The 19,697-nt window shown below is 56.3% G+C and carries 21 protein-coding genes; 12 read left to right on the top strand and 9 right to left on the bottom strand.

What is annotated here, in order from left to right:
- Nucleotides 1-14: 14 nt before the first annotated feature.
- From ACVCAM_RS18575 to kbl, 3 genes are all read right to left on the bottom strand, one after another.
- Nucleotides 15-1,595 (bottom strand): sulfatase-like hydrolase/transferase, encoded by a 1,581-nt coding sequence (locus ACVCAM_RS18575; protein ID WP_025910586.1) that lies wholly within the window; start codon nucleotides 1,593-1,595, stop codon nucleotides 15-17.
- Nucleotides 1,596-1,772: 177 nt separating this feature from the next.
- The gene (tdh, locus tag ACVCAM_RS18570; protein ID WP_021242426.1) at nucleotides 1,773-2,798 is read right to left on the bottom strand and encodes an L-threonine 3-dehydrogenase; all 1,026 of its coding nucleotides are present in this window, start codon (nucleotides 2,796-2,798) and stop codon (nucleotides 1,773-1,775) included.
- A 9-nt stretch (nucleotides 2,799-2,807) separates the two neighbouring features.
- A complete protein-coding gene (gene kbl / locus ACVCAM_RS18565; RefSeq protein ID WP_407222939.1) occupies nucleotides 2,808-4,004 on the bottom strand; it encodes a glycine C-acetyltransferase in 1,197 nt (398 codons plus the stop codon).
- Between the two features lie 215 nt (nucleotides 4,005-4,219).
- Here kbl and rfaD point away from each other — a divergent pair, with 215 nt between their 5' ends.
- The 5 genes from rfaD to ACVCAM_RS18540 are packed head-to-tail and all read left to right on the top strand — an operon-like array spanning nucleotide 4,220 to nucleotide 9,399.
- Complete coding sequence (gene rfaD, locus ACVCAM_RS18560; RefSeq protein WP_008502707.1) at nucleotides 4,220-5,152, top strand: ADP-glyceromanno-heptose 6-epimerase; 933 nt, start codon at nucleotides 4,220-4,222, stop codon at nucleotides 5,150-5,152.
- A gap of 2 nt (nucleotides 5,153-5,154) precedes the next feature.
- On the top strand, nucleotides 5,155-6,201 hold the full coding sequence (rfaF, locus tag ACVCAM_RS18555) for an ADP-heptose--LPS heptosyltransferase RfaF (RefSeq protein ID WP_045352774.1): 1,047 nt from the start codon (nucleotides 5,155-5,157) through the stop codon (nucleotides 6,199-6,201).
- 3 nt (nucleotides 6,202-6,204) lie between these two features.
- Nucleotides 6,205-7,191, top strand: coding sequence for a lipopolysaccharide heptosyltransferase RfaC (gene rfaC, locus ACVCAM_RS18550; RefSeq protein ID WP_407222938.1), 987 nt, complete (start codon nucleotides 6,205-6,207; stop codon nucleotides 7,189-7,191).
- The gene (gene rfaQ, locus ACVCAM_RS18545) at nucleotides 7,184-8,293 is read left to right on the top strand and encodes a putative lipopolysaccharide heptosyltransferase III (protein ID WP_407222937.1); all 1,110 of its coding nucleotides are present in this window, start codon (nucleotides 7,184-7,186) and stop codon (nucleotides 8,291-8,293) included. The genes rfaC and rfaQ overlap by 8 nt, the downstream gene beginning before the upstream one ends.
- Nucleotides 8,290-9,399, top strand: coding sequence for a glycosyltransferase family 4 protein (locus tag ACVCAM_RS18540; protein ID WP_248261806.1), 1,110 nt, complete (start codon nucleotides 8,290-8,292; stop codon nucleotides 9,397-9,399). The genes rfaQ and ACVCAM_RS18540 overlap by 4 nt, the downstream gene beginning before the upstream one ends.
- Here the strand turns inward: ACVCAM_RS18540 and ACVCAM_RS18535 are convergent.
- Complete coding sequence (locus ACVCAM_RS18535) at nucleotides 9,378-10,481, bottom strand: glycosyltransferase family 4 protein (protein WP_407222936.1); 1,104 nt, start codon at nucleotides 10,479-10,481, stop codon at nucleotides 9,378-9,380. The two genes, ACVCAM_RS18540 and ACVCAM_RS18535, sit on opposite strands and share 22 nt — an antisense overlap.
- A 157-nt stretch (nucleotides 10,482-10,638) precedes the next feature.
- On the opposite strand from ACVCAM_RS18535, the gene ACVCAM_RS18530 reads away from it, so the two are divergent.
- The 4 genes from ACVCAM_RS18530 (at nucleotide 10,639) to coaD (ending at nucleotide 14,216) form a co-directional block, all read left to right on the top strand.
- Nucleotides 10,639-11,622: a glycosyltransferase gene (locus ACVCAM_RS18530; protein ID WP_447093641.1), complete on the top strand. Its 984-nt coding sequence runs from the start codon at nucleotides 10,639-10,641 to the stop codon at nucleotides 11,620-11,622.
- Between the two features lie 66 nt (nucleotides 11,623-11,688).
- The gene (waaA, locus tag ACVCAM_RS18525; RefSeq protein WP_025910600.1) at nucleotides 11,689-12,963 is read left to right on the top strand and encodes a lipid IV(A) 3-deoxy-D-manno-octulosonic acid transferase; all 1,275 of its coding nucleotides are present in this window, start codon (nucleotides 11,689-11,691) and stop codon (nucleotides 12,961-12,963) included.
- Complete coding sequence (locus ACVCAM_RS18520) at nucleotides 12,963-13,733, top strand: glycosyltransferase family 2 protein (RefSeq protein WP_025910602.1); 771 nt, start codon at nucleotides 12,963-12,965, stop codon at nucleotides 13,731-13,733. The genes waaA and ACVCAM_RS18520 overlap by 1 nt, the downstream gene beginning before the upstream one ends.
- A 3-nt stretch (nucleotides 13,734-13,736) precedes the next feature.
- Entirely contained in the window at nucleotides 13,737-14,216 is a 480-nt protein-coding gene (gene coaD / locus ACVCAM_RS18515) for a pantetheine-phosphate adenylyltransferase (RefSeq protein ID WP_008502695.1), read from the top strand.
- A gap of 2 nt (nucleotides 14,217-14,218) precedes the next feature.
- On the opposite strand, the gene mutM is transcribed toward coaD, so the two are convergent.
- The 4 genes from mutM to radC all read right to left on the bottom strand — a co-directional run bounded on the left by mutM (nucleotide 14,219) and on the right by radC (nucleotide 16,414).
- Nucleotides 14,219-15,028, bottom strand: a complete 810-nt coding sequence (gene mutM, locus ACVCAM_RS18510) for a bifunctional DNA-formamidopyrimidine glycosylase/DNA-(apurinic or apyrimidinic site) lyase (RefSeq protein WP_008502694.1) — start codon at nucleotides 15,026-15,028, stop codon at nucleotides 14,219-14,221.
- A 72-nt stretch (nucleotides 15,029-15,100) separates the two neighbouring features.
- On the bottom strand, nucleotides 15,101-15,268 hold the full coding sequence (gene rpmG, locus ACVCAM_RS18505) for a 50S ribosomal protein L33 (RefSeq protein ID WP_003024094.1): 168 nt from the start codon (nucleotides 15,266-15,268) through the stop codon (nucleotides 15,101-15,103).
- A gap of 22 nt (nucleotides 15,269-15,290) precedes the next feature.
- Entirely contained in the window at nucleotides 15,291-15,527 is a 237-nt protein-coding gene (gene rpmB / locus ACVCAM_RS18500) for a 50S ribosomal protein L28 (protein ID WP_002436699.1), read from the bottom strand.
- A 218-nt stretch (nucleotides 15,528-15,745) separates the two neighbouring features.
- Nucleotides 15,746-16,414, bottom strand: coding sequence for a RadC family protein (gene radC, locus ACVCAM_RS18495; RefSeq protein ID WP_008502693.1), 669 nt, complete (start codon nucleotides 16,412-16,414; stop codon nucleotides 15,746-15,748).
- A gap of 172 nt (nucleotides 16,415-16,586) precedes the next feature.
- Here radC and coaBC point away from each other — a divergent pair, with 172 nt between their 5' ends.
- From coaBC to slmA, 3 genes are all read left to right on the top strand, one after another.
- Nucleotides 16,587-17,798, top strand: coding sequence for a bifunctional phosphopantothenoylcysteine decarboxylase/phosphopantothenate--cysteine ligase CoaBC (gene coaBC / locus ACVCAM_RS18490; protein WP_025910617.1), 1,212 nt, complete (start codon nucleotides 16,587-16,589; stop codon nucleotides 17,796-17,798).
- Nucleotides 17,776-18,234 (top strand): dUTP diphosphatase, encoded by a 459-nt coding sequence (dut, locus tag ACVCAM_RS18485; protein ID WP_008502691.1) that lies wholly within the window; start codon nucleotides 17,776-17,778, stop codon nucleotides 18,232-18,234. Before coaBC ends, dut begins: the two co-directional genes overlap by 23 nt.
- Nucleotides 18,235-18,354: 120 nt before the next feature.
- On the top strand, nucleotides 18,355-18,951 hold the full coding sequence (gene slmA / locus ACVCAM_RS18480) for a nucleoid occlusion factor SlmA (protein ID WP_008502690.1): 597 nt from the start codon (nucleotides 18,355-18,357) through the stop codon (nucleotides 18,949-18,951).
- Nucleotides 18,952-19,033: 82 nt separating this feature from the next.
- Here the strand turns inward: slmA and pyrE are convergent, their stop codons facing one another.
- Nucleotides 19,034-19,675 carry an orotate phosphoribosyltransferase gene (gene pyrE, locus ACVCAM_RS18475; protein ID WP_025910619.1) on the bottom strand — a complete coding sequence of 214 codons (642 nt, stop codon included), beginning with the start codon at nucleotides 19,673-19,675 and terminating at the stop codon, nucleotides 19,034-19,036.
- Nucleotides 19,676-19,697 lie beyond the last annotated feature (22 nt).

Raw genomic sequence — 19,697 nt, 5'->3', positions numbered from 1 at the left:
TTATCGCACCTGTGTTAACGAATATTACGCCAGTCATAGGACTTCCCGGTCGTGTCCAGCACAGTAACGTCCTTATTATAACCAGCGAGCCAGGACTGTACCGACTGAACAGTCTCCCCCTGGCGATGGATTCCAAGCCACAGCTCTGCCAGCGTATTAATATCATCAGCTGACCACACGGTATTGTAATCTCCGGTGTATTGCTTGCTAGAATCCACCTGATTTCCGTACCAGATAAACACGGGGATCTGCAACGCCTCGCGTGGAGGATTAACGTTCCCGTGCGAGTAAGCTACAGCACGTTTCGGATCGCGAATCAAGCCATGATCGGAGAAATACATGACGGATGAGCGCGAGTTCTCCAGCAGGCTAAAAACGTTGCCCATCACTGTGTCTGTGTATCGCACCGAATTGTCATAACAATCATCAGCTTCATTATCACCCTGCAGCACCGCCTGGCTGGCAGGGAAGCGTCGACAGGAAGGTTCGTGACTTCCGTACAAATGCAGAACAATCAGTTTCTTGCCCGGCGTTTTTAACGCATTCCGCAACAGCGGCAGAAGGTCTTCGTCGTAGCCCCCGTCAATCCACTCATGCTGTTTCGTGTTCAGGGCAATTCCGGTAATGACGTTATTATGCGCCCCTCCTTTACCCTGACGACTAAACCAGTACGTATCATATCCCGCTTTGTTAGCGATATTGATGACGTTATCGCCATACTTACGAGGATCTCGTGCATTCACAGTATCGGCGGTCAACGCCAGCGGAACCGCCATAATCGTGACCGGAGCAGGCGTTACAGCATTACGGAACAATAATAGCTGCGATTTTTGCTTCTCCAGCTCCGGTGTCGTATCTCGAGGATAACCATAGATACCCATATTTGCCGTGCGCTCAGACTCACCAATAATCAATACATAGTTTTCGATGCCAGTATCGGATAGCGTGATTTTATAATCAGGAATGTTATTACCGATATTGGCCACCACGGCATTATCTTCGATGGCCTGCATAAAGACTTTAGACGTGCTGACAGGTGTTGCCTGAACCACGCGCTGCGCCAGGCTTTCTACGCTGCTTTTCCTGAGTTGATGCTGCAAGGCCTGACCATAAAAACTCAGCAGCGTGACGGCAAGCGCAATGGCGGGCCAGCGACGAAAACGCGGCGCGACAGGCCATTTCCCGGTATTGGCGGTAAAAATGAAAAACGCCGAGAGGGCGATAAAAATCAGGCAATCGCGCCAGTACAAACCGAGCATCGAACTTGCTTCACCCGGTGTCGTATTAAGTACGCTTAGCGCAAACCCATAGCTAAACGCAGAATTGAAATTACTCCAGGCATATAACTGTAAAGTGATGTCTGCCGCGACTGGAATTAATAAAATAATCGCAAGTACATTTCTGAATATTTTATTGTTTATACATTTTAAAGACAGCAATATCAGTGCGAAAACCAGCGTACGGTTAATTACCGCATTATATTTAGCATGTATAATATTAACGCCAATGACTATTAGCAGGGAAATAAAGAAAGTTAAGAAAGCGGTAAATCGCGAAGGTGTCTCAACCAACTTCTGTGGAAATAGTGTGGACATAATGACCTAATTAGCCTGGCAGAATCTTTCCTGACGCAATCATTTTAACTACTTGAATGAACGTGTGGAGAAGACGGAATGGAGAAAATTTCGCCAAAAGTTAACAAGTAACCTCTGGAAAGTCAAACCGCTAAGAAAGAGCGCTGGCACCCGAAAAAGTGGTGCCAGCAGGCAGATTTAATCCCAGCTCAGAATCACTTTCCCTGACTGGCCGGAACGCATCGCGTCGAAGCCCTGCTGGAACTCATCGATGGAGAAACGGTGAGTAATAATCGGGGACAGATCCAGACCGGACTGAATCAACGCCGCCATCTTGTACCAGGTCTCAAACATCTCACGACCATAGATGCCCTTGATGAACAGCCCCTTGAAGATCACTTTGTTCCAGTCGATGGACATATCTGACGGCGGGATACCCAGCATCGCGATACGGCCACCGTGGTTCATGGTGTCGAGCATGGTGCGGAACGCCGGTGGCGCACCGGACATCTCCAGACCCACGTCAAAGCCCTCGGTCATGCCCAGCTCCTCCATCACGTCGGTCAGGCTCTCTTTCGAGACATCCACCGCGCGGGTGACGCCCATTTTGCGCGCCAGCGACAGGCGGTATTCGTTCACGTCGGTGATCACGACGTTGCGCGCACCTACATGCTTCGCCACGGCTGCCGCCATAATGCCGATGGGGCCCGCGCCGGAGACCAGCACGTCTTCACCGACCAGATCGAAGGAGAGCGCCGTGTGCACGGCGTTGCCGAACGGATCGAAGATGGAGGCCAGATCGTCAGAAATATTGTCCGGGATTTTGAAGGCGTTAAAGGCCGGGATCACCAGGTATTCCGCGAAGCAGCCCGGACGGTTCACGCCCACGCCGATGGTATTGCGGCACAGGTGCGTACGCCCGCCGCGGCAGTTACGGCAGTGGCCGCAGGTAATGTGACCTTCACCGGAGACGCGGTCGCCGATTTTGAAGCCTTTCACTTCCTGGCCGATACCCACCACTTCACCGACATATTCGTGACCGACAACCATCGGTACAGGAATGGTTTTCTGCGACCACTGGTCCCAGTTGTAGATGTGAACGTCAGTACCGCAGATAGCCGTTTTACGAATTTTGATCAGCAGATCGTTATGACCGACTTCCGGTTCCGGCACGTCGGTCATCCAAATCCCTTCTTCCGCTTTCAGTTTGGATAACGCTTTCATCACACGTCCTCAGGCAATGACGCCCAGCTGTTTACCGATGCGGGTAAAGGCTTCCACCGCACGTTCAATTTGTTCAGGCGTATGCGCCGCAGACATCTGGGTGCGGATACGCGCCTGACCTTTTGGCACCACCGGGAAGAAGAACCCGGTGACGTAAATCCCTTCTTTCTGCAGTTCGCGGGCAAAGTTCTGCGCCACGACCGCATCACCCAGCATCACCGGAATGATCGCGTGGTCAGCACCGGCAAGGGTGAACCCTGCTGCGCTCATTTTTTCACGGAACAGACGCGCGTTGGACCACAGGCGGTCGCGCAGTTCAGCGCCGGACTCCACCATCTCCAGCACTTTGATGGAGGCGGCAACAATCGCCGGTGCCAGGGAGTTGGAGAACAGATACGGACGCGAGCGCTGGCGCAGCCACTCCACCACCTCTTTACGCGCAGCGGTATAGCCGCCGGATGCGCCGCCGAGCGCTTTGCCCAGCGTGCCGGTGATGATGTCCACGCGACCCATTACGTCGCAGTATTCGTGGGAGCCGCGACCATTTTCGCCGACAAAACCGACCGCGTGAGAGTCATCGACCATCACCAGCGCGTCGTATTTATCCGCCAGGTCACACACGCCCTTCAGGTTGGCGATCACGCCGTCCATGGAGAACACGCCGTCGGTGGCGATCAGCACATGGCGAGCGCCCGCTTCACGGGCCTCTTTCAGGCGCGCTTCCAGCTCAACCATGTCGTTGTTGGCGTAGCGAAAACGCTTCGCTTTGCACAGGCGCACGCCGTCGATGATGGAGGCGTGGTTCAGGGCGTCGGAGATAATGGCATCTTCTGCGCCGAGCAGGGTCTCAAACAGGCCGCCGTTGGCGTCAAAGCAGGAGGAGTACAGAATCGCATCTTCCATTCCGAGGAAGGTTGCCAGCTTTTGCTCAAGCTGCTTGTGGCTGTTCTGGGTACCGCAGATAAAGCGTACGGAGGCCATACCAAAACCGTGGGTATCCATGCCGTTTTTTGCCGCGGCAATCAGCTCAGGGTGATTCGCAAGACCTAAGTAGTTGTTCGCACAAAAGTTGATCACATGGCTGCCGTCGGCAACGGTGATGTCCGCCTGCTGGGCAGACGTGATAATACGCTCTTCCTTGAACAACCCTTCCGCACGTGCGGTCTCGAGGTCGCTGTTTAACTGTTTGTAAAAATCACCACGCATTGCAATTCTCCAGACTCGGCAAATTTCGGGACATATTACCCAAACCTATAGTTCATGACGAGATGACACGTCATCTCTTGTCGTTTTTGCAGCATAAATCACGTGTACCCTTGCGCTATGTCGGTGAATGGCTGAAGGGCAGCCATACTAATGATATGATAGAAACATTAGCGTCCGGGATTGTCCCCGGGCTCCACACTTCAAAGGTTACAGTTATGATCATCGTTACCGGCGGCGCAGGCTTTATCGGCAGCAATATTGTTAAGGCTCTCAATGACAAAGGCATCACCGACATCCTGGTGGTTGACAACCTGAAAGACGGCACCAAGTTCGTTAACCTGGTGGATCTGAACATCGCTGACTACATGGATAAAGAAGACTTCCTTATCCAGATTATGGCGGGCGAAGAGTTCGGCGAGATCGAAGCCATCTTCCACGAAGGTGCGTGTTCTTCCACCACCGAGTGGGACGGCAAGTACATGATGGACAACAACTATCAGTACTCCAAAGAGATCCTGCACTACTGCCTGGAGCGTGAAATTCCGTTCCTGTACGCCTCCTCCGCTGCAACCTATGGCGGCCGCACCTCGGACTTCATCGAGTCCCGCGAATATGAGCAGCCGCTGAACGTCTACGGCTACTCCAAATTCCTGTTCGACGAATATGTGCGTCAGGTTCTGCCAGAAGCGAACTCGCAGATCGTCGGCTTCCGCTACTTCAACGTCTACGGACCGCGCGAAGGCCACAAAGGCAGCATGGCGAGCGTGGCGTTCCACCTGAACACCCAGCTGAATAACGGTGAAAGCCCAAAACTCTTCGAAGGCAGCGACGGCTTTAAGCGTGACTTCGTTTACGTGGGCGACGTGGCGGCCGTAAACCTGTGGTTCTGGGAAAACGGCGTGTCCGGCATCTTCAACCTGGGTACCGGCCGCGCAGAGTCCTTCCAGGCGGTGGCTGACGCCACGCTGGCGTACCACAAAAAAGGCAGCATCGAGTACATTCCGTTCCCGGACAAGCTGAAAGGCCGCTATCAGGCGTTCACCCAGGCTGACCTGACTAACCTGCGCGCAGCGGGTTATGACAAGCCGTTCAAAACCGTTGCCGAAGGCGTAACGGAGTATATGGCCTGGCTGAACCGCGACGCGTAAGTATGAAGATTCTGGTGATCGGCCCGTCATGGGTGGGCGACATGATGATGTCGCAAAGTCTCTATCGCACGCTCAAGGCGCGCTATCCCCAGGCGATAATCGACGTGATGGCACCCGCGTGGTGCCGTCCGCTGTTATCGCGTATGCCGGAAGTGAATGAAGCGATCCCGATGCCGCTCGGCCACGGGGCGCTTGAAATTGGCGAACGCCGCAAGCTCGGCCATAGCCTGCGCGAGAAGCGGTATGACCGCGCGTATGTTCTGCCCAACTCCTTTAAATCTGCCCTGGTGCCCTTCTTTGCGGGCATTCCGCATCGCACCGGCTGGCGCGGCGAAATGCGCTACGGCCTGCTGAACGATGCGCGCGTGCTGGATAAAGCGGCCTGGCCATTAATGGTGGAGCGCTACGTGGCGCTGGCCTATGACAAAGGCGTGATGCGCAGCGCGAAAGACCTGCCGCAGCCGCTGCTCTGGCCCCAGCTTCAGGTTAACGACGGTGAAAAATCCCAGACCTGCAGCGCGTTTGGCCTTTCGGCTGAACGTCCGATGATTGGCTTCTGCCCTGGCGCCGAGTTCGGCCCGGCAAAACGCTGGCCGCACTACCACTATGCAGAGCTGGCGAAACAGCTGATCGACGAAGGCTACCAGATTGTCCTGTTCGGTTCGGCAAAAGACCACGAGGCGGGCAACGAAATTCTCGCGACGCTCAGTAATGAACAGCAGGCCTGGTGCCGCAACCTGGCGGGAGAAACGCAGCTTGAGCAGGCGGTTATCCTGATTGCTGCCTGCCACGCTGTGGTTACCAACGATTCAGGCCTGATGCACGTCGCCGCTGCGCTCAACCGTCCGCTGGTGGCACTGTATGGGCCAAGCAGCCCGGACTTTACGCCTCCGCTTTCCCATAAAGCGCGCGTTATTCGCCTGATCACCGGCTACCACAAGGTGCGCAAAGGCGATGCCGCTGAAGGTTATCATCAGAGTCTGATCGACATTACCCCGCAGCGCGTTCTTGAAGAGCTTAACGCACTGCTGTTGAGCGAAGAAGGATAACGAATGCGGGTACTGATCGTTAAAACCTCGTCGATGGGCGATGTTCTGCACACGCTGCCGTCACTGACGGACGCCATGCAGGCCGTACCGGGCATTCGTTTTGACTGGGTGGTGGAAGAGGGCTTCGCGCAGATCCCCACCTGGCATGAAGCGGTTGACCGCGTGATCCCGGTGGCGATTCGCCGCTGGCGGAAAGCGTGGTTCTCTGCTCCGATTAAAGCCGAACGCAAAACCTTCCGCGAGGCGGTACAGGCGCAGCGTTATGATGCCATCATCGACGCACAGGGGCTGGTCAAAAGCGCCGCGCTGGTGACGCGACTGGCGCGCGGCGTAAAGCACGGCATGGACTGGCAAACCGCCCGCGAACCGCTGGCGAGCCTGTTTTATAACCGCCGCCATCACATCGCGAAGCAGCAGCACGCGGTGGAACGTACCCGAGAGCTGTTTGCAAAGAGTCTTGGCTATGCAAAGCCGGAAACGCAGGGCGATTACGCCATTTCGCAGCATTTTTTGCACGGTTCGCAACAAACAGACGCACCCTACCTGATTTTCCTTCATGCAACGACCCGCGACGACAAGCACTGGCCGGAAGCGCACTGGCGCGAACTGATCGGCCTGCTGGCAAGTGCGGGACTGCGTATCAAACTCCCGTGGGGCGCTCCCCATGAAGAAGCGCGCGCCAAACGCCTGGCGGCAGGATTTGATTATGTGGACGTTCTGCCGCGCATGAAGCTGGATGGCGTCGCTCAGGCGCTGGCAGGCGCGACGGCTGTGGTCTCCGTGGATACCGGTCTCAGCCACCTGACGGCGGCGCTGGATCGACCTAATATTACGCTTTACGGCCCAACGGACCCGGGCCTGATCGGCGGCTATGGAAAAAATCAATATATCTGCCGCCCGGAACACTCATCGCAGCTGAGCGATCTCAGCGCCGCTGCGGTATTTGCGCAATTAGAGCCTTTGCTGGCAGCAGAGAGAGCCTATGTCTGATTTTTTCTCAGCGGAGCGCCCGCCAAAGCGCGTGCTGATTATTAAGCTTCGTCACCACGGTGACGTTTTGCTTACCTCGCCGGTTTTTACCGTGCTGAAAAAGAACTGGCCGAACGTGGAAGTCGATGCGCTGGTTTATGACGATACCCAGGCGATGCTGACCAGCCACCCGCATATCGACCAGGTGCACACTATTGGGCGCAACTGGCGCAAGAAGGGCTGGTTTGAACAATTCCGCCTCTACCGCGCCCTGCTGAACACCCTGAAAGGCCGTCAGTATGACGTGCTGATTAACCTGACCGAACACTGGCACGGCGCGCGTCTGGCGCGTCGCATGAAACCGCGCGTCTCCGTCGGCTTTAAGCCGGATAAGCGCGGGGGCCTGGCGCGTCGCCGCTGGGTGAAATCGTTCACCACGCTCTATCCGGCGATTCAGGACAACAGCCGTCATATGGTGGAGGTTAATCTGGATGCCCTGCGCCGGATCGGCATTCATCCGCAGTCCGATGAAGACAAACATACGCTTTTTGTGCCCGGTGACGCGGCAGAAGCCTCTGTGGCCGAAAAACTGGCCGGGTTTGGGCTCACGAGTAAATCCTACATTCTGGTTCACCCGACCTCGCGCTGGATGTTTAAGGCCTGGGATATCAAAAAGCTGGCAGCGACCATTGATAACCTGGCGGCGCGCGGCCTGCCGATCGTCCTCTCCGCCGCACCGTCAAAAGAAGAGAAGGCCTATATGGACGCGCTGCGCGCAGCCCTCACCCAGCCGGTCTTTGATTTAAGCGGTCAGCTGAACCTGAAAGAGCTGGGAGCGCTCATGAAGCACGCCCGGGTGTACTTCGGCGTGGATTCCATGCCAATGCATCTTGCGAGCGCCGTCGGTACGCCAACCGTCGCCATCTTTGGCCCTACCGGCGCCATCAAATGGGCGCCGTGGGGGGTAAATTATCGTGTGATTGTGGCCGGGTTTACCTGCCAGCCGTGCGGCAAAGCGGGCTGCGGAGACAGCGGTGTCTCTGACTGCATCACGGCCATCACCCCGCAGCAGGTGCTGAGCGCCATTGATACGATGCTTCTGGAAACGGAAACACCTGCATGAAGCTGGCTATTGTCCGACAGACCTACAACCCCAACGGTGGCGCAGAGCGTTTTGTCTCACGTGCGCTAAACGTGCTGGCGCAGGATACCTCCCTTGATGTCACGCTGATTGCTCGCCAGTGGGAGGATGCCGCAGGCTGGAAAACGCTGACGGTCAATCCGCCGTTTCGCAATCGCATCGCGCGTGAATCCGGTTTTGCCCTCGAAGCCGCCGCGCATTTTGCGCAGTTTGATATTGTGCAAAGCCACGAACGCATACCGGGAGCCACCATCTTCCGGGCGGGCGACGGTGTTCACGCCACCTGGCTTGAGCAATATGGCCGCATTCTGTCGCCGCTGGCGCGCTGGGCGCAATCTCTGAGCCGCTATCACCGCTACATTCTGCAGGCCGAGGCGCAGATGTTTACCCATCCGCAGCTGCGCAAGGTGATCTGTAATTCGAAGATGGTGCGCGATGATATCGTGCGTCGCTTCGGGCTGCCGGACGACAGGCTGACGGTGATCTACAACGGCGTGGACACCGTTCAGTTTAGCCCTGAGGTCCGCGCCCTTTCGCAGCGTGATGCCCTGGGTATTCCTCCTGACGCACCGGTGCTGGCGTATGTTGGGTCAGGCTTCAGCCGCAAAGGCGTCGCCACCGCGCTGCGCGCCATTGTGGCGCATCCTGACGTCTGGCTGCTGATTGCCGGCCGCGATAAACATGCGCGGAAGTTCGAAAAGCTGGCGCAGGCGCTGGGGATTTCCTCACGAGTGAAGTTCCTGGGCCCCGTTGCCAACGTGCGTGAAGTCTATGGCACGGCGGATGCCCTTATCCTGCCGACGCTCTACGATCCCTTCCCGAACGTCTGCGTGGAAGCGCTGGCCTGTGGTTTGCCGCTGCTTACCAGCCACGGCTGCGGCGCGGCGGAGTGGATAACCGAGGGTCAAAACGGCTGGGTGCGCGATGCGCTGGACAGCGAAGGCTACCAGCAGGCCATCTCGCTGTGGCTGAAAGGCCGTGAACAGGGTGTCGATTACTCCGCCGCTGCGCGTGCAACCGCCGAGCCCTTCACCCTGGACAGAATGGCGAAAGAGCTACAGGCGCTTTATCGCGATTTGCTGCGCTGAGCGGCATCGGAGAAGACTTTCTCCATCGCGTCCAGCATACATTCGCGGGTAAAGTGCGTGCTCAGGTAGTCATATCCCTGTTGCGCGAGCGTCTCGCGAAGGGCTGAGTCGTCATAGAGTTTCATTATGGCATCGTGCAGCGCGTTTTCGTCGCGCTGCGCGACCAGCACTCCCGTCTGCCCGTTAATCACCGCATCTCCCGTTCCACCCGCATCCGTCGCAATGGTGGCAATACGGGTGGCTAACGATTGCAGCACGCCCTGCGGCACACCTTCCATATCGTGCGAAGGGCTGAGCGCAATATCAAAGGCCGGGAACCAGCGTTCCGGATCGGATTGATGTCCCGCCATGACCACGCGCTGCTGTAACCCCAGGGCGGTGATTTCCTGTTCCAGCGTCGCTTTGTGCGGACCTTCGCCGACAATCGCCAGCTTGATGTGTGGACTGTCAATTTTCGCCAGGGCGCGCAGCAGTACGCTATGGCCTTTGTTCGGGCGTAAATGCGATACCACGCCCAGCCAGAAATCGTCCTGCGACAAACCACAATGAACCCGGGCCTGGTGCTTATCTCCCGGATGGAAACGCTGCGTATCGACACCGCTTGGCACCGACGTACTCTGAGACATCGGCACGCCAATATTTGCCACCTGATGGCGCAGCGCCTCGCCGGTGGTCACGATATGCGCGCAGGCCGTGCGGAAGAGCCAGCGGGTCGTCCAGTTGTTGCGCGGTACGCCGGACGCATGACGGGTTCTCACCAGTGGTACAGGGTTGGACAGCGTCAGATTCGCCAGCGCCACCAGCCAGGTATCGGCAGAGTTATGGCTGTTGATGACGTCAATCGAGTGACGGTTATCCTTCATCCAGCGACGCAGCACCTGCAGGTTTTTAAGGTTCTTACGCTTCAACGGCATCGTGACTACCGTCAGACCGGCATTGCGTGCCAGCGCGTGGAGCGGCGCAGTTTCCGGACAAAGGAGAGTCACCTGATGGCCACGCTGAATCATCCCAAGCGATTCGTTGATAATGCGCAGAGGCTGCCCGCCTTTGCCGCCGTCTGCTTCAGTGTGAACAATATGCATATATTTCCTGTTAAAAATCTCGCCCGCGTGACGCTAATTTTCCACCTGAAACGATCTTTGTCCCTCCAGGCATATGTTTTTAGTATCCACCAGATATAATACAGCGCGAATGGTACCACCATAATGGGTGGCCTGCCCTGAACACAACGGAGAAAGCATGTCCGACAAACCTTTATTGAGCCTCGTGGTCGCCGTTTATAACGGTGAAAAATTCCTCAATGCATTTTTCGACAGCATTAAAGCTCAACATTTGGACAGTCTGGAACTGGTCGTTGTGAACGACGGGTCAAGCGACAGCTCCTCCACCATCATTGCGCAGTACGCCAGCGAATTCCCCTTCTACAAAGTTATCGATCAGGCCAATCAGGGCGTGTCGGCCGCGCGTAATACCGGCCTGGCGGTGGCAACGGGCGAATACGTCGCCTTCCCGGACATCGACGACGTGATTTATCCGGGCATGTACCCGCGCCTGCTTGAGATGGCCAAAAAGAACGATCTTGATGTCGCGACCTGCAACGGTACCTATATCTACGACGACGGACGCCCGTCGAAAAAGATCTTCCCGTCCGACAAGCTGCAGTCCACCGACGTGCTGGACGGCCCAACCTGGCTTCAGCGCGCGCTTTCATCACGAAAGTTCCTGCACGTGACCTGGCTCAATATCTACCGTCATGCTTTCATCAAGGAGCAGGGCTTCACCTTTGAACACGGTCTGCGCCACCAGGATATCACCTGGACCACTGAAGTGCTGCTGACCGCCAAACGCGTGCAGTACACCGACGAAACCTTTTACGATTACCTGATCCACTCGGCCTCGGTGTCGCACACGCCGGGAACGGACGACACGCGAATGCGCAACGCCCGCCACTACATGAAAATCCTCGAAATGCTGGATGCAATCAACCAGCGTTACCCGGATGCGGTGCGCCATGTGCCGGCCTGCCAGTGGCAGATTGCCAAAGAGGGTCTGGGCATTCTTCACGCCATTAACAACATCGGCGATCAGAGCAAAAAGCGTGAAATCATCCGCGAGCTGTTTGACCGCGGGATCTGGTCGCTAATCTGGAAAAACGCCCGTGGGCTGCGCCAGCACTGGCGCCTGGGACGCCGTTATTTCCGTCTGAAACGGTATCTGGCATAAGAGATAGCTTTACCTGGCTTAAATGCTTAGAATTTGCCCGCCGAAACTAAAAAAACGGATAATCGCTTGGAATTGTTGTATACCGCCCTGCTCTACATTATTCAGCCACTGGTGTGGCTGAGACTGTTGCTTCGTAGCCGGAAAGCGCCTGCGTATCGTAAACGCTGGGCTGAACGCTATGGCTTCTGCCGCAATAAAGTCGCACCGGACGGTATTTTGCTGCATTCCGTTTCTGTGGGTGAAACGCTGGCGGCGATCCCGCTGGTTCGCGCCCTGCGTCACCGCTACCCGTCGCTGCCGATCACCGTCACGACGATGACGCCAACCGGCTCGGAGCGCGCGTTATCCGCTTTCGGCAAAGACGTTCATCACGTCTATCTCCCTTACGATCTCCCCTGCGCCATGAATCGTTTCCTGAATACCGTTCGCCCGAAGCTGGTGATTGTGATGGAAACCGAACTGTGGCCGAACATGATTTCCGCCCTGCATGCCCGTAAAATTCCGCTGGTGATTGCCAACGCGCGGCTGTCAGAGCGCTCGGCGAAAGGTTACGGCAAGCTGGGTAAATTTATGCGCCGCCTGCTGAGCAAGATCACCCTGATTGCCGCGCAGAATGAAGAAGATGCGGCACGCTTTATCTCTCTGGGCCTCAAACGCAACCAGCTTGCGGTGACGGGCAGCCTGAAATTTGATATTTCGGTTACCCCTGAACTCGCCGCCCGCGCCATCACGCTTCGCCGCCAGTGGGCCCCGCGTCGTCAGGTCTGGATTGCGACCAGTACCCATGACGGTGAAGAAGAGATCATCCTGCAGGCGCACCGCAAGCTGCTGGAAAGCTTCCCTGATTTACTGCTAATCCTCGTGCCCCGCCATCCGGAACGTTTTAAAGATGCCCGTGAAATGGTGCAAAAAGGCGGTTTCAGCTTCACGCTGCGCAGCAGCGGGGAGATCCCGTCTGGCAGCACCCAGGTGGTGATTGGCGATACGATGGGCGAACTGATGCTGCTCTACGGCATTGCTGACCTCGCGTTTGTCGGCGGAAGCCTGGTGGAACGCGGAGGCCATAACCCGCTCGAGCCAGCAGCCCACGCGATTCCGGTGCTGATGGGGCCGCACACATTTAACTTCAAAGATATCTGCGCGAAATTACAGCAGGCCGATGGTTTAATTACCGTGACCGATGCGGATTCGGTAGTCAAAGAGGTCTCAACCCTTCTGACTGACGAAGATTATCGCCTGTGGTACGGGCGACATGCGGTCGAAGTGCTGCACCAGAACCAGGGTGCCCTGACCCGTCTGCTGCAACTTCTGCAACCTTACCTGCCCCAGCGGAGCCACTGATGTCAACGCGTCTGTCGGTCGTGATGATCGCCAAAAACGCCGCCGACCTGCTTCCGGACTGCCTGGCGTCGGTTGCCTGGGCTGACGAGACAGTCATTCTTGATTCCGGAAGTACGGACAACACGGTGGACGTTGCCCGGGCAGCGGGCGCAAAAGTCTTTATCGATACTGACTGGCAAGGCTATGGCCTCCAGCGCCAGCGCGCGCAGGGGTTTGCCACCGGAGATTATGTCCTGATGCTCGATACTGACGAACGTATTACGCCAGAACTTCAGCAGGCCATTCAGGCGGTGCTTTCCTCACCTCAACCTGGTGCTGTATACAGCATTGCCCGCCGCAACTACTTCCTTGGCCGTTTTATGCGCCACAGCGGCTGGTATCCTGACCGCGTGACGCGCCTCTACGAGCGCGAGCGGTATCAGTACAACGACAATCTGGTGCATGAATCTCTGGCCTGCGACAACGCCCAGATCATCCCCCTGACGGGCGATTTGCTGCACCTGACCTGCCGCGATTTCGCAAGCTTCCAGCGCAAACAGCTCAACTATGCCACCGCATGGGCGCAGGAGCGTTACCAGCGCGGCAAGAAGGCCTCGCTGACCGGAATCTTCACCCACACGCTGGGCGCGTTCCTGAAAACGCTGCTGCTGCGTGGTGGCGTGCTGGACGGTAAGCAGGGCTGGTTACTTGCGGTAGTCAATGCCCAGTATACTTTCAACAAATACACCGAGCTGTGGGCGCTCTGCCGCGGCTACTCAGAGAAAACGTGAGCCATGAGCACAAAAGCGATTTATCCGGGTACCTTCGATCCGATCACCAACGGTCATCTTGATATCATCACCCGTGCGGCGTGCATGTTTGACAAGGTGATCCTGGCCATTGCCGCCAGCCCCAGCAAAAAGCCGATGTTTGACCTCCACGAGCGCGTGCAGCTCGCCACCGATGCCATTTCGCACCTGCCGAATGTTGAGGTTGTCGGATTCAGCGACCTGATGGCGAACTTCGCCCGGGCCCAGCAGGCGAACATTCTGATCCGCGGTTTACGCGCGGTGGCAGACTTCGAATATGAGATGCAGCTGGCGCACATGAACCGCCACCTGATGCCGGAGCTGGAGAGCGTGTTCCTGATGCCCTCCAAAGAGTGGTCGTTTATCTCGTCCACGCTGGTAAAAGAGGTGGCGCGACATCACGGGGACGTTACCCATTTCCTGCCGGTTAACGTCCACCAGGCGTTGATGGAAAAGCTCAAGTAGCCCTATTTCTGGCACTGACGGCAGTAGAACGTGGCGCGCTGGGCGTGTTTCGTGGCAATAATGGGTGTGCCGCAGACTCTGCACGGTTCGCCCTTACGGCCATACACCTGCAGCTCCTGGGCAAAATAGCCCGGCTTGCCGTCACTTTGCAGGAAGTCCTTCAGCGTTGTCCCCCCCTGCTCAATTGAGCGCAGCAATACGGCTTTAATCACCCGGACCAGCAGCTCGCACTCCTGCGCCGACAGCGACGAGGCCAGCCGATCGGGGTGGATCCCGGCCGCAAACAGCGATTCGCTGGCGTAGATATTCCCCACGCCGACCACCAGCTTGTTATCCATCAGCCAGGGCTTAATCGGGCTTTTCTTCTTCGCGCACTTCGCCTTGAGGTATTCCGCGTTAAACGCGTCTGAGAGCGGCTCCGGGCCCAGATGCGCCAGCACGTTATGCCCTTCCAGCTCCTTCGTCCACAGCCACGCGCCAAAGCGCCGTGGATCGGTGTAACGGAGCACTTTGCCGTTGCTCATCACCAGATCCACGTGGTCGTGCTTTTCCGCAGGCAGTTCTTCGGTAAGAACGCGCAGGCTCCCGGACATCCCCAGGTGGATAATGATCCAGCCGTCGGGCAGCTCCAGCAGCAGGTATTTCGCGCGGCGCTGCACGCTAAGGACGGGTTTATCGCTCAGGGCATGGATCTCATCGGACACCGGCCAGCGCAGACGCCCGTTACGGACAACCGCGTGAAGAATCGTCGCGCCGACCAGATGGGGCTCAATGCCGCGACGGCTGGTTTCTACCTCAGGTAATTCAGGCATGGTTCCTCCGTTGAGATACAGAATGCAAAAAACCCCGCAGTTGCGGGGTTTTTCGATACAAGGAGACTAAAATTATTTGATTTTAGCTTCTTTGTACAGTACGTGCTGGCGTACAACTGGATCGAATTTTTTCAGTTCCAGTTTTTCCGGCTTAGTACGTTTGTTCTTCGTGGTGGTGTAGAAGTGACCTGTACCAGCAGAAGAAACCAGCTTGATTTTCTCGCGAATACCTTTAGCCATGATTTATTTCCTCTTTAAGTACTTAGTACTTTTCGCCACGGGCACGCAGTTCAGACAGAACTGTATCGATGCCTTTCTTATCGATTACACGCATACCTTTAGCAGATACGCGCAGGGTGACAAAACGCTTCTCGCTCTCAACCCAGAAACGGTGAGAGTGCAGGTTCGGCAGGAAACGGCGTTTAGTCGCGTTCAGTGCGTGGGAACGGTTGTTACCGGTCACCGGACGCTTGCCAGTAACTTGGCAGACTCGGGACATGTCTATTCTCCAAAAATCAAATTAGCTCGAGCTTCGTATGGGGTATCGGCGCCTCGTCAGGCTTTACAGCCCGGTCATCGCATAGTTCTAAGTGAACTCTCGATTGCCAGGCCCAAATGCCAAACCCGAGATTCTCAAAGGTGGCGTAGTATACGCTGACTCGGCGGTGTGCTCAAGTCCCGAACAGACAAAGATCCCGATGGATCGCGAGAAATAGCCTAAATCCAGCCATGTTCTGCAAAAGAAATGTACTCTCCGCGGCCAATTATCAGATGGTCCAGCACACGAATGTCCATGAATTGACAGCATTTGATAATGCGCTCGGTGATTTCTTTGTCCGCTCTGCTCGGTTCTGCACAGCCTGAGGGGTGATTATGCGCGAGGATCACGCCCGCTGCATTCACTTTTATCGCTTCCCGCACAATTTCTCGCGGATGCACCTCAACGTGGCTTAACGTACCGGCAAAGAGGCAGCTATGTTTCAGTACCCGGTTTCTGTTATCGACAAAGATCACCATAAAGATCTCGCGCTCGATATCGGTTAACTGGCTTTGCAGGTATTCACGCGTCATCGCTGGCGTCAGGATCGGATCGTCCTTCTCCATGCGGACATTGTAAAAACGGCGGGCAAGTTCAGCAATGGCCCGCAACTGGGCATATTTCGCCACACCGATCCCTTCTACGTGCTTAAACTGCGCCAGTTCGGCGGTCAGCAAACCGTGCAGAGAACCGAAATGTACGATCAGCTCTTTTGCCAGCGTAAATACCGTTTTACCGGGCGTTCCGGTACGTAAAAAGAGCGCCAGCAGTTCATCATCTTTTAACAGGGTGACGTCATAGCGCAGCAGTTTTTCGCGCGGCAGCAGCGGCTCATCCTCTTCTTCCATGCTCTTTCTCCCTTTTTTAACCGCATGCTGCCACAGGCCAGTCAGGCACTCGACGACCACGTTGCGTTCTTGCGTAGCGCCTCGCAAAGTGGTCGAAGGACAAAATCACCCCGTTTTGGGGATTGTGATAAAATGCCCGCTCTCTGGTGAACCCCAACAGGAAAGAATCATGATGAGCCTGGCCGGTAAAAAAATCGTTCTTGGCGTGAGCGGCGGTATTGCTGCCTACAAAGCGCCGGAGCTGGTGCGTCGTCTGCGCGAGCGCGGGGCAGATGTACGGGTCGCGATAACCGAAGGCGGTAAAGCCTTTATCACTCCTCTGAGCCTGCAGGCCGTTTCAGGATACCCGGTATCTGACAGCCTGCTCGATCCGGCCGCCGAAGCCGCGATGGGCCATATTGAGCTTGGGAAATGGGCAGACCTGGTTATCCTCGCGCCCGCCACGGCTGATTTAATCGCCCGGGTAGCGGCCGGTATGGCAAACGACCTGGTCTCCACCATTTGTCTGGCCACACCTGCGCCTGTTGCCGTCGTGCCTGCCATGAACCAGCAGATGTACCGTAACGCGGCTACGCAGCACAATCTTGAGACGCTGGCCTCACGCGGCCTGCTTATCTGGGGTCCGGACAGCGGCAGCCAGGCATGCGGCGATGTTGGCCCGGGCCGCATGCTTGATCCGCTGACGATTGTTGATATGGCCGCGGCCCACTTTTCGCCTGTCAACGATCTGCAACATCTCAACATCATGATAACCGCGGGCCCCACGCGCGAGCCGCTGGATCCGGTGCGCTACATTACCAACCATAGCTCCGGCAAAATGGGCTTTGCGATTGCCGCCGCCGCCGCGAAGCGTGGTGCGAACGTCACGCTGGTGAGCGGCCCGGTCTCTCTGCCTACCCCTGCGTGTGTGAAGCGAATTGACGTTACCACCGCGCTGGAGATGGAAGCCGCCGTGCAGGCACATGCGCAAAGCCAGCAGATTTTTATCGGCTGTGCGGCCGTGGCAGACTATCGTGCTGAGACGATCGCCGAGGCTAAAATTAAAAAGCAAGGCGATGAATTAACACTAAAAATGGTGAAAAACCCGGACATTGTTGCCGGTGTCGCCGCACTAAAAAGCCACCGTCCATACGTTGTTGGGTTTGCCGCAGAAACGAATAATGTGGAAGAATATGCCCGGCAAAAACGTACCCGCAAAAACCTCGATTTGATTTGCGCGAACGACGTATCGCTGGCCACACAAGGATTTAACAGCGACAGCAACGCACTGCACCTTTTCTGGCAGGATGGAGATAAAGTCTTACCGCTTGAGCGCAAGGAACTCCTGGGCCAACATTTACTCGACGAGATCGTTACCCGTTATGATGAAAAAAATCGACGTTAAGATTCTGGACCCGCGTGTTGGCGAGCAATTCCCGCTGCCAACCTATGCCACCTCCGGCTCTGCCGGTCTTGACCTGCGCGCCTGTCTCGATGACGCCGTAGAACTGGCTCCGGGTGCCACGACCCTGGTTCCGACTGGCCTGGCGATTCACATTGCTGACCCGTCGCTGGCAGCGGTTATCCTGCCGCGTTCTGGCCTGGGCCATAAGCACGGCGTTGTGCTGGGTAACCTGGTGGGCCTGATCGACTCCGACTATCAGGGTCAACTGATGGTCTCCGTCTGGAACCGTGGTCAGGACAGCTTCACCATTGAACCGGGCGAGCGTATCGCACAGATGGTCTTTGTACCGGTGGTACAGGCAGAATTTAACCTGGTGGCAGACTTTGACGCCACCGACCGTGGCGAAGGCGGCTTCGGCCATTCCGGGCGCAAATAACGGCCCGACAAACACGTATCTCACAGCGTCATAATGCAATAACAAACCGCAAACGTCCGTTTGCGGTCGCTGTGTGGATGCCAGCCTGGCAAGTGCTTATTTTCAGGGGTATTTTGTAACATGGCAGAAAAACAAACCGCGAAAAGGAATCGTCGCGAAGAAATACTTCAATCTCTGGCTCTGATGCTTGAATCCAGCGATGGCAGTCAACGCATCACCACCGCTAAACTGGCCGCCTCCGTAGGCGTGTCTGAGGCGGCGCTGTACCGTCATTTTCCGAGCAAGACCCGGATGTTCGACAGTCTGATCGAGTTTATTGAAGACAGCCTGATCACGCGCATCAACCTGATTCTGAAAGACGAAAAAGACACTACCGCGCGTCTGCGTCTGATAGTGCTGTTAATCCTGGGCTTCGGTGAACGCAATCCGGGCTTAACCCGTATCCTGACCGGCCACGCGCTGATGTTTGAGCAGGACAGACTCCAGGGCCGCATTAACCAGCTTTTCGAACGCATTGAAGCGCAGCTGCGCCAGGTTCTGCGCGAGAAGAAAATGCGTGAGGGTGAAGGATACAGCATTGATGAAACGCTGCTGGCGAGCCAGATTCTGGCGTTTTGTGAAGGGATGCTTTCCCGCTTCGTGCGCAGCGAGTTCAAATACCGCCCAACGGACGATTTTGACGCCCGCTGGCCGTTAGTGGCAGCACAATTACAGTAACGCGATCGCCGGATGGCGGCTTCGCCTTATCCGGCCTACGAACGGGTAGGCCCGGTAAGCACAACGCCACCGGGCAATGCAATTAAACCCCGAATTCTTCGCGATACGCTTTTACCGCTGCCAGATGGTCCGCCATCTCAGGCTTCTCTTCCAGATACGCAATCAGATCTTTCAGGGTGATTATTGACGTCACAGTGCAGTTGTAATCCCGCTCCACTTCCTGAATGGCGGAAATTTCTCCACGACCACGCTCCTGACGATCCAGCGAAATCAACACGCCAGCCAGCGTTGCACCGTTGGCCTGGATAATCTCCATTGATTCGCGGATCGCCGTGCCCGCGGTGATCACATCGTCCACCAGCATGACGCGGCCCTGCAGCGCGCTGCCGACCAGATTCCCGCCTTCACCGTGGGTTTTGGCTTCTTTGCGGTTAAAGCAGTACGGCACGTCGCGATCATGATGTTCCGCCAGCGCCACCGCGGTAGTGGTCGCAATCGGAATGCCTTTATAGGCCGGGCCAAATAGCAGGTCAAAATCAATCCCGGAATCCACCAGCGCTTCGGCATAGAAACGGCCTAACAGTGCCAGATCGCGCCCGGTATTAAACAGCCCGGCGTTGAAGAAATAAGGACTTTTACGCCCGGATTTCAGCGTAAATTCGCCAAACTTAAGTACCTGCTTGTTAAGCGCAAACTCAATAAACTGGCGCTGATACGATTTCATGGATTAGCTCCTTTGGTTTTTC

It is taken from the genome of Enterobacter sp. CFEC122, assembly GCF_052983755.1.
The sequence above is the reverse complement of the archived record's forward strand: the minus strand, read 5'-3'. Positions and strand labels throughout refer to the sequence as shown.

What these genes read in the sequence shown, in the direction of transcription:
- mutM (WP_008502694.1), bottom strand. Translation starts at nt 15,028, where the DNA reads ATGCCTGAATTACCTGAGGTAGAAACCAGCCGTCGCGGCATTGAGCCC.
- pyrE (WP_025910619.1), bottom strand. Translation starts at nt 19,675, where the DNA reads ATGAAATCGTATCAGCGCCAGTTTATTGAGTTTGCGCTTAACAAGCAG.
- ACVCAM_RS18575 (WP_025910586.1), bottom strand. Translation starts at nt 1,595, where the DNA reads ATGTCCACACTATTTCCACAGAAGTTGGTTGAGACACCTTCGCGATTT.
- radC (WP_008502693.1), bottom strand. Translation starts at nt 16,414, where the DNA reads ATGGAAGAAGAGGATGAGCCGCTGCTGCCGCGCGAAAAACTGCTGCGC.
- ACVCAM_RS18540 (WP_248261806.1), top strand. Translation starts at nt 8,290, where the DNA reads ATGAAGCTGGCTATTGTCCGACAGACCTACAACCCCAACGGTGGCGCA.
- dut (WP_008502691.1), top strand. Translation starts at nt 17,776, where the DNA reads ATGATGAAAAAAATCGACGTTAAGATTCTGGACCCGCGTGTTGGCGAG.
- ACVCAM_RS18530 (WP_447093641.1), top strand. Translation starts at nt 10,639, where the DNA reads ATGTCCGACAAACCTTTATTGAGCCTCGTGGTCGCCGTTTATAACGGT.
- slmA (WP_008502690.1), top strand. Translation starts at nt 18,355, where the DNA reads ATGGCAGAAAAACAAACCGCGAAAAGGAATCGTCGCGAAGAAATACTT.
- rfaD (WP_008502707.1), top strand. Translation starts at nt 4,220, where the DNA reads ATGATCATCGTTACCGGCGGCGCAGGCTTTATCGGCAGCAATATTGTT.
- coaBC (WP_025910617.1), top strand. Translation starts at nt 16,587, where the DNA reads ATGAGCCTGGCCGGTAAAAAAATCGTTCTTGGCGTGAGCGGCGGTATT.
- ACVCAM_RS18535 (WP_407222936.1), bottom strand. Translation starts at nt 10,481, where the DNA reads ATGCATATTGTTCACACTGAAGCAGACGGCGGCAAAGGCGGGCAGCCT.
- rfaQ (WP_407222937.1), top strand. Translation starts at nt 7,184, where the DNA reads ATGTCTGATTTTTTCTCAGCGGAGCGCCCGCCAAAGCGCGTGCTGATT.
- rpmB (WP_002436699.1), bottom strand. Translation starts at nt 15,527, where the DNA reads ATGTCCCGAGTCTGCCAAGTTACTGGCAAGCGTCCGGTGACCGGTAAC.
- rfaF (WP_045352774.1), top strand. Translation starts at nt 5,155, where the DNA reads ATGAAGATTCTGGTGATCGGCCCGTCATGGGTGGGCGACATGATGATG.
- rfaC (WP_407222938.1), top strand. Translation starts at nt 6,205, where the DNA reads ATGCGGGTACTGATCGTTAAAACCTCGTCGATGGGCGATGTTCTGCAC.
- coaD (WP_008502695.1), top strand. Translation starts at nt 13,737, where the DNA reads ATGAGCACAAAAGCGATTTATCCGGGTACCTTCGATCCGATCACCAAC.
- rpmG (WP_003024094.1), bottom strand. Translation starts at nt 15,268, where the DNA reads ATGGCTAAAGGTATTCGCGAGAAAATCAAGCTGGTTTCTTCTGCTGGT.
- ACVCAM_RS18520 (WP_025910602.1), top strand. Translation starts at nt 12,963, where the DNA reads ATGTCAACGCGTCTGTCGGTCGTGATGATCGCCAAAAACGCCGCCGAC.
- kbl (WP_407222939.1), bottom strand. Translation starts at nt 4,004, where the DNA reads ATGCGTGGTGATTTTTACAAACAGTTAAACAGCGACCTCGAGACCGCA.
- tdh (WP_021242426.1), bottom strand. Translation starts at nt 2,798, where the DNA reads ATGAAAGCGTTATCCAAACTGAAAGCGGAAGAAGGGATTTGGATGACC.